Genomic DNA, 13,179 nt, shown 5'->3' on the forward strand with positions numbered 1-13,179 from the left:
CCGTCGCAACCCGCGGCGAAAATCACTCGCCGGTGCGGGAGGCCGCTGGTAGTCAGGAAACATGACGGTGGACTTGCGGGTACTCGAACCCGGGCAGTGGGACACGTGGTTCGGCACGCTGGAGCGGGCCTTCGGCAGCGCGGCCGAACCGGCGGAGGAGCGGGAGTTCGACCGCTCCGTGACGGAGACCGGGCGGTCGCTGGCCGCCTGGGACGGCGACGAGATCGTCGGCACGGCGGGGGCCTTCTCCTTCCGGCTGGCGGTGCCGGGCGGGGCGGTGGTGCCCGCGGCCGGCGTGACGATGGTGAGCGTGGCCGCGACGCACCGGCGGCGCGGGGTGCTCACCGCGATGATGCGGCGGCAGCTGGACGAGGTGCGCGGGCTCGGCGAGCCGCTGGCCGTGCTGACCGCCTCGGAACCGGCGATTTACGGCCGCTTCGGCTACGCGGTGGTCACCGACCAGATGATCGTGGACATCGACACCGTGCGCGCCGGGCTGACGGTGCCGGACGGCGCCGACGACGTGACGCTGCGCTTCACGGACCCCGAGGCGTCGCTCCCGGAGTGCGAGGCGGTCTACGCGCGACTGGTCCCGGGCCGCCCGGGCATGCTGGAGCGCCGCCCCGGATGGGAGCGCAAGGGGGTGCTGGACGCGGAGGCGTACCGCGACGGGGCGTCGAACCTCCAGTGCGTGCTCGCCGAGCGCGACGGCGAGGTCGTCGGCTACGTGCGCTACGCGGTCAAGAGCTCCTGGAACGCCCACGGCCCGGACGGCACGGTCGTGCTGCGCGACCTGGAGGCCCTGGACCCGGCCGCCCGCGGCGCCCTGTGGCGCTACCTGTTCGGCATCGACCTGACCTGCCGGATCACCTCCCGCAACCGCCCGGCCGACGACGCGGTCCTGCACATGGTGGAGGACGTGCGCCGCTGCGGCGTGCGCTTCAAGGAGGGCATGCTGCTGCGCCCGGTCGAGGTGGGCGCCGCGCTCGCGGCCCGTACGTACACCGCGCCGGTGGACGTCGTGCTGGAGGTCACCGACCCCTTCTGCCCCTGGAACGAGGGCCGGTGGCGGCTCTGCGGCGACACCAAGGGCGCCTCGTGCGAGCGCACCACCGACCCCGCGGACCTCGCGCTGTCGGCACGGGAGCTGGGCGCGGCGTACCTGGGCGGCACCTCGCTCACGGCGCTGGAGCGGGCCGGCCGGGTGCGGGAACTGCGCGGCGGGGCGCTGAAGGAGACGTCGGTCGCCTTCGCCGGCGACATCGCGCCGTGGCTGCCGCACGGCTTCTAGGCCGGATCCGGGCCGCGTCGTCGCAGAGGCACCCCGGCTGCCGCTGGGGGTGCCCCCAGGTGCGGCACATCGCGAGGCGGGGGCACCTTCGGGTCAAGCCGGGGAAGCGTCGGGGGACAGGGGCACCTCCCAGCGGCAGCTGGGAGGTCACCCGGCGACGCGGCCAGTCGCGGCTAGGCCGCGGTCGGCTGGCAGCCCGGGCACCAGAAGAGGTTCCGCGCCGCGAGGGTGGCGGTGCGGACCTCGGTGCCGCAGACGAGGCAGGGCATGGCCGCGCGGCGGTAGACGTAGACCTCGCCGCCGTGGTCGTCGACGCGCGGCGGCCGGCCCATGGCCTCCGGCGTGTGCTCGGGCCGGACGGTGTCGATCCGGTTGTTGCGCACGCCCTCGCGCATGAGGGCCACCAGGTCGTCCCAGACCGCGCCCCACCGCTCGCGGCCGAGGTCGCGGCCCGCCGTGTACGGGTCGATGCCGTGTCGGAAGAGGACCTCGGCGCGGTAGACGTTGCCGACGCCCGCGACGACCTTCTGGTCCATGAGCAGGGCGGCGACGCTGGTGCGGCTGCGCGCGACGCGGGACCAGGCGCGGTCGCCGGTGTCCGCGGGGCGCAGCGGGTCGGGGCCGAGGCGGTCGTGGATCGCCTGCTTCTCCCCGTCCGTGATCAGCTCGCAGGCGGTGGGGCCGCGCAGGTCCATGTGGTGGTTGCCGGTGGCCAGCCGAAGCCGCACCTGGCCGACGGGTGCGGCACCCGGCCCGGCGCCGAAGGCGCACTTGCCGTACAGGCCCAGGTGGACGTGGACCCAGCCGAGCGGCCCGAAGCCCAGGAACAGGTGCTTGCCGTGCGCCTCGGCACCCAGCAGCACCTGGCCGTCCAGCAGCGCGGCGCCGTCGGAGAACTTGCCCTGCGGACTGCTCGCGCGGACCACGCGGCCGCCGAAGCGCTCCTCGTGGTCCGCGGCGAGGCGGTGGATCGTATGCCCTTCGGGCATGCCCGGATCAGCCCTCCCGGGGGTCGGCCGGGACGGGCGGCAGTTCGCCGGTGGCCTCGTAGGCGGTGAGCATGGCGATCCGGCGGGAGTGGCGCTCCTCGCCGGAGTACGGCGTGCCCAGGAAGACCTCGATGAAGCGGGTGGCGTCCTCACGGGAGTGCATACGGGCACCGACGCTGATGACGTTGGCGTCATTGTGCTCGCGGCCCAGGGTCGCGATCTCCTCGCTCCACGCGAGCACGGCGCGCACGCCCTTGACCTTGTTGGCCGCGATGGCCTCGCCGTTGCCGGAGCCGCCGATGACGATGCCGCGGCTGTCGGGGTCGGCGGCCGCGCCCTCGGCGGCGCGCAGGCAGAACGGCGGGTAGTCGTCCTGGGCGTCGTAGACGTGCGGTCCGCAGTCGACGGGCTCGTGGCCGTTGGCCTTGAGCCACTCGACGAGGTGGTTCTTCAGTTCAAAGCCGGCATGGTCGGAGCCGAGGTACACGCGCATAGCGTCGAGTGTGGCACGGCCACCCCCGAGGGTGCCGACCCGGGTGCTCCGAGTGAGGGGGGTGAGGACGGTGCGTGGTGTACGTGGGGGAGATCTGAGGTTGATCCGAGGGTAGGACAACAAAACGGAGTCGAAGGTTCCCGCCGTCGCCGCGGCCGTGTTTCATGCCACCCCATGAGTACACGTCCCCCCACATCAGTGGCCGGCACCCCCACGGCCGTCCACGAGACCGTGCCGGAGTCCGGCTCCGGCCTGCAGGCCGGGCTCAAGAACCGCCATCTGTCGATGATCGCGATCGGCGGTGTCATCGGCGCGGGCCTGTTCGTGGGCTCCGGTTCCGGCATCGCCGCCGCGGGTCCCGGCATCCTCGTCTCGTACGCCCTCGTCGGCGTCATGGTCGTCTTCGTGATGCGCATGCTCGGGGAGATGGCCGCCGCGCACCCGGCCTCGGGCTCCTTCTCCGCGTACGCGGACCGCGCGCTCGGCCGATGGGCCGGCTTCTCCATCGGCTGGCTCTACTGGTTCTTCTGGGTCGTGGTGCTGGCGGTCGAGGCGACCGCCGGTGCCAAGATCCTGGAGGGCTGGGTGCCCGCCGTGCCGCAGTGGGCCTGGGCGCTGATCGTGATGACCGTGCTGACCGCGACCAATCTCGCCTCGGTCGCCTCCTACGGCGAGTTCGAGTTCTGGTTCGCCGGCATCAAGGTCGTGGCCATCGCGGGCTTCATCGTGCTGGGCGCGCTCGCCGTCTTCGGCGTGCTCCCCGGCGCGCACAACGACGCCGTGGGACTGGCGCATCTGACCGACCACGGCGGCTTCCTGCCGAACGGGCCCGGCAGGATCCTCACCGGTGTGCTGCTGGTCGTCTTCTCGTTCATGGGCAGCGAGATCGTCACCCTGGCGGCCGGCGAGTCCGCGGACCCCGAGCGTGCCGTCACCAAGGCCACCAACAGCGTGATCTGGCGGATCGGCGTCTTCTACCTCGGGTCGATCCTCGTCGTCGTCTCACTGCTGCCGTGGAACGACCCGGCGATCGCCAAGGACGGCTCCTATGTCGCGGCGCTGAACACCATCGGCATCCCGCACGCCGGCCAGATCATGAACGTGATCGTGCTGACCGCCGTGCTGTCCTGCCTCAACTCCGGCCTCTACACGGCCTCCCGCATGGCGTTCTCGCTCGGCGGGCGCGGCGACGCGCCCAAGGCGTTCGCCCGGACCAGCGCCCGCGGTGTGCCGCGCGCGGCGATCCTCGGCTCGGTGGTCTTCGGCTTCGTCGCCGTCTTCTTCAACTACCGTTACCCGGACACCGTCTTCCTCTTCCTGCTCAACGCATCGGGCGCCATCGCGCTGTTCGTCTGGCTGGTGATCTGCTTCTCGCAGCTGCGCATGCGCCGGATCATCCTGCGCGAGGCGCCGAAGCGCCTGCGGGTGCGGATGTGGCTGTACCCGTACCTGACCTGGGCGACGATCGCGATGATCGTGTTCGTGCTGGGGTACATGCTCACCGACGGCACCGACGGCGGGGGCCGCGACCAGGTGGTCGTCTCGGTCCTGCTGGCGCTGGGCGTGATCGGCGTCGCGGTGGTCCGCCAGCTGGTTCACAGGGGCCGGAAGGACGCGGTCACCTCCTCGTAGACCGACAGCGCGGCGGGCTCGACGGCCGCGTCGTACCAGATGTTGACCTGGTACGACTTGCCCGCCTCGGTGAACCCGAGCTGCCGTGCCTTCCACGGCGTGCCGGCCTGCGAGAAGGAGTAGTCCCACACGACGGCCGGGCGGCCGCGGAACGTCGTCCGCTCCAGCCGGATCTTCCGGTAGCCGGGCACGTCGTGGGAGTTCGCCTCGAAGTCCTGCCACTGCTGGAGGAGATCGCCACCGCGTGCGAGTGCGTACGAGGCGGCGATCTCCTGCCGTCCGTCCGGGGCGTGGTAGTGGACGTTGGACGGGCTCTTGGCCGTACGCGTCCAGCCGTGCGGGGGCTGCCAGGCGAAGCCGGTCTCGTTGCGGCCGGGGACCGACGCGGTGGTGGGCGCCGTGGCGGGCGGCGCCGTGGCGCTCGCCGGGGGGCGGCTGGTGCCGGCGACGACGGGCCCCTCGCGGTGGCCGGTGCGGGAGGCGGTGAGCACGACCACGGTCGCGGCGACGGCGGCGGCGGTCAGGCCCGCGCCGGCGAGCAGGGCGGCGCGGCGGAACCGGGCGCGGGGCGGTTCGGGCATCCCGGCCGGTTCCGGCGGGGGTAGGGGATCGGGCTCCGGTGCGGGCTCGGGCGCCGGCTGCTCGCTCTTCGCGGCCGCGTACGCCTCCCAGCCGGGCGGAACTGCGTCCTCCGGTTCCGGTGCGGGCGGCGGCGCCTCGCCCACCGCGAGCGTGGGGACGTACCCCTCCTCGGCGGGCGGCGGGGCCTGCCGGGTCACGACGGTGGGCCCGCCCGCGGGACCGGCGAGGGCGGTCAGCGCCTCGTCGAGCAGGTCGAGGGTCGGCCGCTCCTCCGGGTCCTTGCGCAGCAGCGCCGCCAGCGTCTCGCGCAGCGGGCCTGCCTCCGGGGGCAGTTGGGGCTCCTCGTACAGCACGGCGTGCAGGGTGGCCAAGGTGGTGGGGCGGGCGAAGGGCGATTGCCCGGCCAGCGCGGCGCACAAGGTGGCGCCCAGCGACCACAGGTCGGACGGCGGCCCCTGCTGCCGGCCCTCGATGCGCTCCGGGGCCATGTAGTCCGGGGAGCCGATGAGCATCCCGGCCATGGTGAGCGCGGCGGAGTCCTGGATCGCGGCGATCCCGAAGTCGGTGAGGACCACCCGCCCGCGGGTGTCGATCAGGACGTTGCCCGGCTTGATGTCCCGGTGCAGCACGCCGACCGCGTGGACCTCGCGCAGCGCCCGTGCCAGGCCCGTCGCGATCCGCACCGCCTCGGCGCGGTCGACCGGGCCGTCCTGCACGAGCACCTGCTCCAGGGAACGGCAGTCGACCAGTTCCATCACGATCCAGAGCCGGTCGGCCTCCTGGACCACGTCGTAGACACGCACCACGTTGGGGTGGTCGATGCGGGCGGTGGCGCGCGCCTCGCGCAGGGTGCGCTCGCGGCGGACGCGCGCGTCCTCGGCCGCCATGTCGTCCAGCCGCATCTCCTTGACCGCGACCTGGCGGTCCAGCACCTCGTCGACGGCCCGCCACACCCGGCCCATCCCGCCCTGGCCGATCGTCTCCGCCAGCCGGTAGCGGCCCACCACCAGCCGGCCCCGCACGTCGCCGCTCGCGTTTCCCACCATGCCCGGACTCCCCACTGCGGGAGGAATTCCCCCTGCCCCTCAATTCCTGTCCGGTATCGCATCATTCACGACGGGTCCGGGACAGAAGTATGAACTTGCCACCATCACAGCATAGATGCCCCGAATCTTGTGGTACCTCTTCACAGATACCGCTGATGCGGAGGCAAGAAGGGGGAAGCGCAATGCGCCTTTTCGATCGGCGAATTCACGTTCGGCGGACGGCCGCGGCGGTGGCCGTGCTGGGACTGGCGTTCGCCGGGCCCGCGTTCGGGGCCGAGCCCGTACCCGGCAGCGGCCAGGGAGGCACCCCGGGGCCGAAGGTCCCCGCGGGGGTGAAGGTGGCCACCGAACTGCCGTCCCGGATCTCCGTCGACAACACGACGGGGAAGACCTCGATCACCGCGACGGTCCTCAACAAGGGGAAGAAGGAGTCCCCTCGACTCACGCTGCTGGTCGTCGGTTTCGACGCGATGAGGATCACCGGGGTGAAGGGCTGCGACCCGATCCCCGAGGGCAAGCTGCCCAAGGGCTCCAACAGCGGCTTCAGCTGCGACGTCGGCACACTGGCCGCCGGGAAGAACCGGAGCTACCCGGTGTCCGCGACCTACGACCTGAAGGGCAAGGGCAGGATCTGCCTGCCCGTCATGGACGGGGACGGCGCGCTGCTGTGGCAGCAGGGCCCCGTTCCCTTCGGCACCAGCAAGCCGACGCCCAACGCACCCGACACCCCGCTGCTGCTGGGCACCGACAACGTGCCCTTCGGCCCCGACTCCTCCGCCCGTCCGAGCCCGGGCGCCTCGGGCACCCTGCCCAGTACCGGCGCCCCCGGCCGCACGGCCGTCCTCGCCCTGGGCGGCGGCCTGCTGCTGGCCGCGGGCGGCGCGGGCCTGTGGCTGACCCGGCGTCCGCGGTCGGCCCGGCACTGACCGGCCGCGCCGGCACGACGGAGGGGGCGGCCGTCGGCCGCCCCCTCGGTCGTTGCGTACGGGTCGTACGGTCAGCCGCGGCGGCCGACGAGCTTCCAGGCCGCGGGCAGCGCGCCCATGGCCAGCGCCGCCTTGAGGGCGTCGCCGATCAGGTAGGGCGTGAGGCCCAGGGAGACGGCCTGGCCGAGCGAGAGGTGCGCGGCCAGCGCGAGGTAGGGGACTCCGACGGCGTAGACAACGGCGCTGCCGAGCACCATCGTGCCGGCCGTGCGCCACACGTTGCGGTCCGCGCCGCGGCGGGCCAGCCCGCCCACGACGGCGGCGGCGAGCGCCATGCCGAGGATGTAGCCGAAGCTGGGCGCGCCCGCGCCCGACGAGCCGTCCGCGAACCACGGCATCCCGGCGACGCCGGCCACCGCGTACAGGGCGAGCGCGAGCAGGCCGCGGCGGGCGCCGAGCGCGGTGCCGACCAGCAGTGCCGCGAAGGTCTGCCCCGTCACGGGCACCGGCGAGCCGGGCACCGGCACCGACAACTGCGCGGCCAGGCCGGTCAGTACGGCGCCGCCCAGAACGAGGGTGGCGTCCCGCAGCCGCGACGCGGGGATCAGGTCGGCGAGGACCGGGTGGGTGCGTACGGCGGAAGCGGCGGGAACTGCGGTGGCCATCGGTACTCCGCGGAGTGAGGGTCTGTTCGGTCACCGCGACGTTAACCCGGCTCCCTCGTCCCGATCATCGTCGGCCGAGCACAAAGCCCCGATCACCGTGGTGGTGACATCCCTACAAGGAACCACGCGACACGTGAGCTTCGTCACGGGAAGGCGAAAAGGCCGCTGTGGGATCTCTCCAATCGGTGGCGCCGGGCGCCTCACGCGACAACCGGGCCGCGCCCGGCCCCGCGGGGGCGGCGCCGGCGCCCCGCTCTTATCCTTCTGCGACGGCGCCCCGCTCCGGATGCCGCCCGATCGCACCGAACTGGAGGCGTGCCCGACCCGATGAGTGCCCCGTCGCCGTCCCCCGCGTCTCCGTCCGCCCCGTCCCGGGTCACCGTGGTCGGCGAGGTCCTCGTCGACCTGCTGTGGCGCTCCGGGGAGCGCGCGGTCACCCCGCTGCCCGGCGGCAGCCCGGCCAATGTGGCGGTCGGCCTGCGGCGGCTCGGCCGGCCCACCACGCTGGTCACGACCTGGGGCGAGGACCCGCCCGGCGAACTGGTCCGGGACCATCTGGCGGCGACCGGGATCGATGTCGTCCGCGCGCCGGGGCCGACGGGGCGGACCACGCTGGCGATGGCGTACCTGGACCGGGAGGGCTCCGCCTCGTACGACTTCCTGGCCTCCTGGGACCCCGAGGACCTGGCCGTGCCGTCCGACACCGCCGTGCTGCACACCGGATCGCTGGCCACCGTCATCGAGCCGGGGGCGGGCCGGGTGCTGGAGCTGTGCCGGGACCTGCACGCGCTCCCCGGGCGCACCGTGGTCGCCGATCTCAACGTGCGGCCCGCGGTGCAGCCGGACCGGCTCGCCTACCGCAAGGCGTGCCTCCGGCTGGCCGGGGTCACCGATGTGGTCAAGGCCAGCGACGCCGACCTGGCCTGGCTCTTCCCGCGCCTCGATCCCACCGAGGCGGCCCGGGTCCTGCTGGCCGAGGGGCCGCGGCTGGCCGTCGTCACCCTGGGCGCCGGGGGCGCCACGGCGGTCACCCGGGACGCGGTCGTACGGGTGGCGGCGCCGCGAGTGGCGGTGGTCGACACCATCGGGGCGGGCGACGCCTTCCAGGCCGCGCTGCTGGACGCGGTGGCCGCGTCCGGCGTGCCGACCGCCCCGGAGCGGCTGTCCGAGGTGCTGACCCGCTGTGTCACCGCGGCCGCGATCAACTGCACCCGGGTGGGCGCCGATCCCCCGACGCGGGCCGAACTCGACGCCGCCTGCCCCGCCGGATAATCGCGGGCCCCGGAACCCGTGCGCTGGTTAGGCTCCCGCCATGGGTGACGCGAGGCCGACCGGGCAGGTACTGATCTTCGACGCGGACGACACGCTCTGGGAGAACAACGTCGTCTTCGAACGGGTGATAGAGGACTTCCTCGACTGGGTCGACCACCCGGTGCTGGACCGGGGCCGGATCAGGGCGCTGCTCGACGAGATCGAGGCGGCGAACGCGCTCGTCCACGGGTACGGCAGCAAGGTGTTCCTGCGCAGCCTCGGCGAGTGCCTGGAACGGCTTCGGGAGCGGCCGAGGACGGCGGATGAGGCCCGCCGCATCGACGAGCTGGCGCTGGCCTTCACCGAGCACCGTGTGGAGCTGATGCCCGGGGTCGCTGACACCCTCGACGCGCTCGGCGGCAGACACGAACTGCTGCTGCTCACCAAGGGCGACACCGAGGAGCAGTCCCGCAAGGTCGAGGCGTCGGGGCTGGCCGGCCGGTTCCGCGGGGTGCACATCGTCCCGGAGAAGGACGTGGAGACCTACCGGGGGCTGATGGCGCACTACGGCTTCGTGCCGGAGGCCACGTGGATGATCGGGAACTCCCCCAAGTCCGACATCATCCCCGCCCGTGAGGCGGGGATGAACGCCGTCCACATCCCCAACGCCCACACCTGGGTGCTGGAGCAGTCCGAGATCGACCCGGCCGACAAGCGCGTGCTGCGGCTGACGGCCTTCCCCGAACTGCTCCGCCACTTCTGAGCGGCCCCGGGTGCCCCGGAGGGACGATCAGTCGAAGATCGGGCCCTGGGTGCGGGTCCGCTTGATCTCGTAGAAGCCGGGGGTCGACGCGACGAGCAGCGTGCCGTCCCACAGGCGGGCCGCGGCCTCGCCCTTGGGGGCGGGGGTCACGACCGGGCCGAAGAAGGCGATCTGCTCGCCGTCGGCGCCGGGGACCGCGATGACCGGGGTGCCGACGTCCTGGCCGACCTTGGAGATGCCCTCCTGGTGGGAGGCGCGCAGCTCGGTGTCGTAGACGTCACTGCCGGCGAAGTCGGCCAGGTCGGCGGGCAGGCCCGCCTCCTCCAGGGCGGCGACGATCACGTCGCGGTCCTTGTGGCCCAGGCCCTGGTTGTGGATACGGGTGCCCAGGGCGGTGTAGAGGGGGCCGAGCACCTTGCTGCCGTACTTCTGCTCGGCGGCGATGCACACGCGGACCGGGCCCCAGGCGGTGGTGAGGAACTCGCGGTACTCCTCGGGCAGGTCGCGGCCGTCGTTGAGCACGGCCAGGCTCATCACGTGCCAGCGCACCTCGACGGGGCGCACCTTCTCCACCTCCAGCATCCAGCGGGAGGTCATCCACGCCCAGGGGCAGGCGGGGTCGAACCAGAAGTCCACCGGGGTCGGGGTGGTGGCGTCTGTGGTCTCGGTCACGGTTGTCTCCTCGGGGCATGACACATCGACACGTGGTGCGGAACAGGGAACACTCCCGGCCGCATCGCCATTCCCGTGCGGTGGCCCCGGGGGCCGCGTGCGAAGATGCCTGGCGTCCACAAGACGGACCCCACAACGACGTGCCAAGGATGGAGACCCCGTGCCCGGTGAGAACCTCACGCGTGACGAGGCCCACGAGCGGGCCCGGCTGCTCGCCGTGGACGGCTACGAGGTCGCGCTCGACCTCCGGTCGGCGGTCCGGGCGGAGGAGCCGGCCTACCGTTCGGTGACCACGATCCGCTTCCGCTGCGCCGAGCCGGGCACGGCGAGCTTCGCGGACCTGGTGGCGCCCTCGGTCACGTCGGTGGTGCTCAACGGGCGGGAGCTGGACCCCGCGGAGGTCTTCGACGGGGCGCGGATCGCGCTGCCGGACCTGGCCGCCGACAATGTGCTGGTCGTCGACGCGCAGTGCGCGTACAGCCGCACCGGCGAGGGTCTGCACCGCTTCGCCGACCCCGAGGACGGCGAGGTCTACCTCTACACGCAGTACGAGCCGGCCGACGCCCGCCGGGTCTTCGCGAACTTCGAACAGCCCGACCTGAAGGCGCCCTTCACCTTCTCGGTGACCGCCCCGGAGTCCTGGGTGGTGCTGAGCAACGAGCGGGTCACCGGTGTCTCGGACGGCGGCGAGACCCGGCACTTCGCGCCGACCCGGCCGATCTCGACGTACATCACGGCGGTCGTCGCCGGGCCGTACCACATGGTGCACGACAGCTACCGGCGCACCCTGGCGGACGGCACGGAGCTGGAGATCCCGCTGGGCGCCCTGTGCCGCAAGGGCCTGGCCCGGCACTTCGAGGCCGAGGACATCTTCACCGTCACCCGGCAGGGCCTGGACTTCTTCCACGACCACTTCGACTACCCGTACCCCTTCGGGAAGTACGACCAGGCCTTTGTGCCGGAGTACAACATCGGCGCGATGGAGAACCCGGGCCTGGTCACCTTCCGCGAGGAGTACGTCTTCCGCGGCAAGGTCACCCAGGCGTCGTACGAGGCGCGGGCCAACGTCATCCTGCACGAGATGGCGCACATGTGGTTCGGCGACCTGGTCACCATGAAGTGGTGGGACGACCTGTGGCTCAAGGAGTCGTTCGCCGACTTCATGGGCGCGTTCTCGCTCGTGGAGGCGACCCGCTACAAGGACGGCTGGATCACCTTCGCCAACCGGCGCAAGGCGTGGGCCTACCGCGCCGACCAGCTGCCGTCCACGCACCCGGTCACGGCCGACATCCGCGACCTGGAGGACGCCAAGCTCAACTTCGACGGCATCACCTACGCCAAGGGCGCCTCGGTGCTCAAGCAACTGGTCGCCTACGTGGGCCGGGACGCGTTCCTCGAGGGCGCGCGGCGCTACTTCAAGCGGCACGCGTACGGCAACACCGGGCTCGGCGACCTGCTGTCGGTGCTGGCGGAGACCTCGGGGCGCGACATGGCCGAGTGGTCCCGGGCGTGGCTGCAGACCGCGGGCGTCAACTCGCTGACGCCGCAGGTGTCGTACGACGCCGAGGGGCGCGTGGCGGAGCTCGCCGTGGCGCAGGAGGCCGCGGCCTCGCACCCGCAGCTGCGTCCGCACCGCGTCGCGGTCGGGCTCTACCGCCGCACGCCCGGCGGCGCCCTGGAGCGGTACGCGCGCGCCGAGACCGACGTCTCGGGGCCGCGCAGTGTCGTCGCGGAGCTGGCCGGGGCCGAGCGCCCCGACCTCGTCCTGGTCAACGACGAGGACCTGACGTACTGCAAGATCCGCTTCGACGAGGACTCCCTGGCCGCCGTCCGGGAGCACCTGGGCGAGCTGGCCGATCCCATGGCGCGGGCGCTCACCTGGTCCGCGGTGTGGAACATGACGCGCGACGGCCTCATGCCGGCCCGTGACTACCTCGGCCTGGTGCTGCGCTTCGCGGGCGCGGAGACCGACATCGGCGTGCTCCAGGGCCTGCACATGCAGGCCCGTACGGCCCTGCACGACTACGCGGCGCCGCAGTGGCGCGAGGAGGGGCTGCGCGCCTTGGAGCAGGGCGCCCTGCGCGAGCTGCGCGCGGCCGAACCCGGCAGCGGGCACCAGCTGGCCTGGGCACGCTTCCACGCCTCGGTCGCCTCGGGCGAGGCCGGGACGGCGTTCCTGCGCTCGCTCCTGGACGGCACCGAGAAGATCGACGGCCTGGAGGTGGACCAGGAGCTGCGCTGGACGTTCCTGGAGTCGCTGGCCGCGGGCGGCGGCGCGGACGAGTCCGTCATCGACGCCGAGCTCGCCCGCGACGACACCGCCTCCGGCAGGCGGCACCAGGTGCGCTGCCTGGCGGCGCGTCCTTCTGCGGCGGTCAAGGCGCAGGCCTGGGCGGCGGTCGTGGAGTCCGACACGCTCTCCAACGCCCTGGTCGAGGCGACCATCGCGGGCTTCGAGCAGACGGGGCAGCGCGAACTGCTGGCGCCGTACGCCGAGAAGTACTTCGCCGTCATCGAGCGGATCTGGGCGGAGCGGTCGATCGAGATCGCCATGGCCGTGGTCCGGGGACTCTTCCCGCATCTGCAGGACCGTGCGGAGACCGTCGACGCCGCGGACGCGTGGCTGGACGCGCACTCCGGTGCCGCTCCCGCCCTGCGGCGGCTCGTCGCCGAGTGCCGCGACGACCTCGCGAGGGCGCTGCGCGCCCAGGAACGCGACGCCGCGGCCGGCGCGGAGGCCTGACCCGAGGTCGTGTGCGGGGGGGGGGGGGGGGGGGGCCGGGGGGGCCCCCCCCCCCCCGCCCCCCGCCCCCCCCACCCCCCCCCCCCCCCACAAAAAAAAAACACACCAGACCCACCGCCCACCCAA

At 73.1% G+C, this 13,179-nt stretch carries 11 protein-coding genes; 6 read left to right on the plus strand and 5 right to left on the minus strand.

The annotated features are described in order from the left end of the window. The first annotated feature begins 61 nt into the window (after positions 1-61). A complete protein-coding gene (locus tag ABZ883_RS18215; protein WP_360906966.1) occupies positions 62-1,291 on the plus strand; it encodes a GNAT family N-acetyltransferase in 1,230 nt (409 codons plus the stop codon). A 173-nt stretch (positions 1,292-1,464) separates the two neighbouring features. Here ABZ883_RS18215 and ABZ883_RS18220 read toward each other — a convergent pair whose 3' ends face one another. Both ABZ883_RS18220 and ABZ883_RS18225 read right to left on the minus strand, forming a co-directional pair. Further along, complete coding sequence (locus ABZ883_RS18220; protein WP_360906968.1) at positions 1,465-2,280, minus strand: DNA-formamidopyrimidine glycosylase family protein; 816 nt, start codon at positions 2,278-2,280, stop codon at positions 1,465-1,467. A 7-nt stretch (positions 2,281-2,287) separates the two neighbouring features. Beyond that, positions 2,288-2,773, minus strand: a complete 486-nt coding sequence (locus ABZ883_RS18225; RefSeq protein WP_360906970.1) for a ribose-5-phosphate isomerase — start codon at positions 2,771-2,773, stop codon at positions 2,288-2,290. A gap of 174 nt (positions 2,774-2,947) precedes the next feature. On the opposite strand from ABZ883_RS18225, the gene ABZ883_RS18230 reads away from it, so the two are divergent. Continuing rightward, a complete protein-coding gene (locus ABZ883_RS18230) occupies positions 2,948-4,405 on the plus strand; it encodes an amino acid permease (protein ID WP_360906972.1) in 1,458 nt (485 codons plus the stop codon). On the opposite strand, the gene ABZ883_RS18235 is transcribed toward ABZ883_RS18230, so the two are convergent. Next, positions 4,369-6,033: a serine/threonine-protein kinase gene (locus ABZ883_RS18235; RefSeq protein ID WP_360906974.1), complete on the minus strand. Its 1,665-nt coding sequence runs from the start codon at positions 6,031-6,033 to the stop codon at positions 4,369-4,371. The two genes, ABZ883_RS18230 and ABZ883_RS18235, sit on opposite strands and share 37 nt — an antisense overlap. A gap of 182 nt (positions 6,034-6,215) precedes the next feature. Between ABZ883_RS18235 and ABZ883_RS18240 the strand changes: the two genes are divergently transcribed. Next, positions 6,216-6,959, plus strand: coding sequence for a hypothetical protein (locus tag ABZ883_RS18240; protein WP_360906976.1), 744 nt, complete (start codon positions 6,216-6,218; stop codon positions 6,957-6,959). A gap of 71 nt (positions 6,960-7,030) precedes the next feature. Here ABZ883_RS18240 and ABZ883_RS18245 read toward each other — a convergent pair whose 3' ends face one another. Then, positions 7,031-7,624 carry a biotin transporter BioY gene (locus ABZ883_RS18245; protein WP_360906978.1) on the minus strand — a complete coding sequence of 198 codons (594 nt, stop codon included), beginning with the start codon at positions 7,622-7,624 and terminating at the stop codon, positions 7,031-7,033. A gap of 327 nt (positions 7,625-7,951) precedes the next feature. Between ABZ883_RS18245 and ABZ883_RS18250 the strand changes: the two genes are divergently transcribed. Both ABZ883_RS18250 and ABZ883_RS18255 read left to right on the plus strand, forming a co-directional pair. Further along, positions 7,952-8,896, plus strand: a complete 945-nt coding sequence (locus tag ABZ883_RS18250) for a carbohydrate kinase (RefSeq protein WP_360906980.1) — start codon at positions 7,952-7,954, stop codon at positions 8,894-8,896. Positions 8,897-8,936: 40 nt separating this feature from the next. Next, complete coding sequence (locus ABZ883_RS18255; protein WP_360906982.1) at positions 8,937-9,638, plus strand: HAD family hydrolase; 702 nt, start codon at positions 8,937-8,939, stop codon at positions 9,636-9,638. A 27-nt stretch (positions 9,639-9,665) separates the two neighbouring features. Here the strand turns inward: ABZ883_RS18255 and ABZ883_RS18260 are convergent, their stop codons facing one another. After that, complete coding sequence (locus tag ABZ883_RS18260; protein ID WP_360906984.1) at positions 9,666-10,310, minus strand: DsbA family protein; 645 nt, start codon at positions 10,308-10,310, stop codon at positions 9,666-9,668. A 160-nt stretch (positions 10,311-10,470) separates the two neighbouring features. Between ABZ883_RS18260 and pepN the strand changes: the two genes are divergently transcribed. Continuing rightward, positions 10,471-13,053 (plus strand): aminopeptidase N, encoded by a 2,583-nt coding sequence (gene pepN, locus ABZ883_RS18265; RefSeq protein WP_360906986.1) that lies wholly within the window; start codon positions 10,471-10,473, stop codon positions 13,051-13,053. Positions 13,054-13,179 lie beyond the last annotated feature (126 nt).

This window comes from Streptomyces sp. NPDC046977 (assembly GCF_040644455.1).
Lineage (GTDB): Bacteria > Actinomycetota > Actinomycetes > Streptomycetales > Streptomycetaceae > Actinacidiphila.

Coding starts and splice junctions, on each gene's coding strand:
- ABZ883_RS18245 (WP_360906978.1), bottom strand. CDS start 7,624: ATGGCCACCGCAGTTCCCGCCGCTTCCGCCGTACGCACCCACCCGGTC.
- ABZ883_RS18230 (WP_360906972.1), top strand. CDS start 2,948: ATGAGTACACGTCCCCCCACATCAGTGGCCGGCACCCCCACGGCCGTC.
- ABZ883_RS18235 (WP_360906974.1), bottom strand. CDS start 6,033: ATGGTGGGAAACGCGAGCGGCGACGTGCGGGGCCGGCTGGTGGTGGGC.
- ABZ883_RS18250 (WP_360906980.1), top strand. CDS start 7,952: ATGAGTGCCCCGTCGCCGTCCCCCGCGTCTCCGTCCGCCCCGTCCCGG.
- ABZ883_RS18220 (WP_360906968.1), bottom strand. CDS start 2,280: ATGCCCGAAGGGCATACGATCCACCGCCTCGCCGCGGACCACGAGGAG.
- ABZ883_RS18215 (WP_360906966.1), top strand. CDS start 62: ATGACGGTGGACTTGCGGGTACTCGAACCCGGGCAGTGGGACACGTGG.
- ABZ883_RS18225 (WP_360906970.1), bottom strand. CDS start 2,773: ATGCGCGTGTACCTCGGCTCCGACCATGCCGGCTTTGAACTGAAGAAC.
- ABZ883_RS18240 (WP_360906976.1), top strand. CDS start 6,216: ATGCGCCTTTTCGATCGGCGAATTCACGTTCGGCGGACGGCCGCGGCG.
- ABZ883_RS18255 (WP_360906982.1), top strand. CDS start 8,937: ATGGGTGACGCGAGGCCGACCGGGCAGGTACTGATCTTCGACGCGGAC.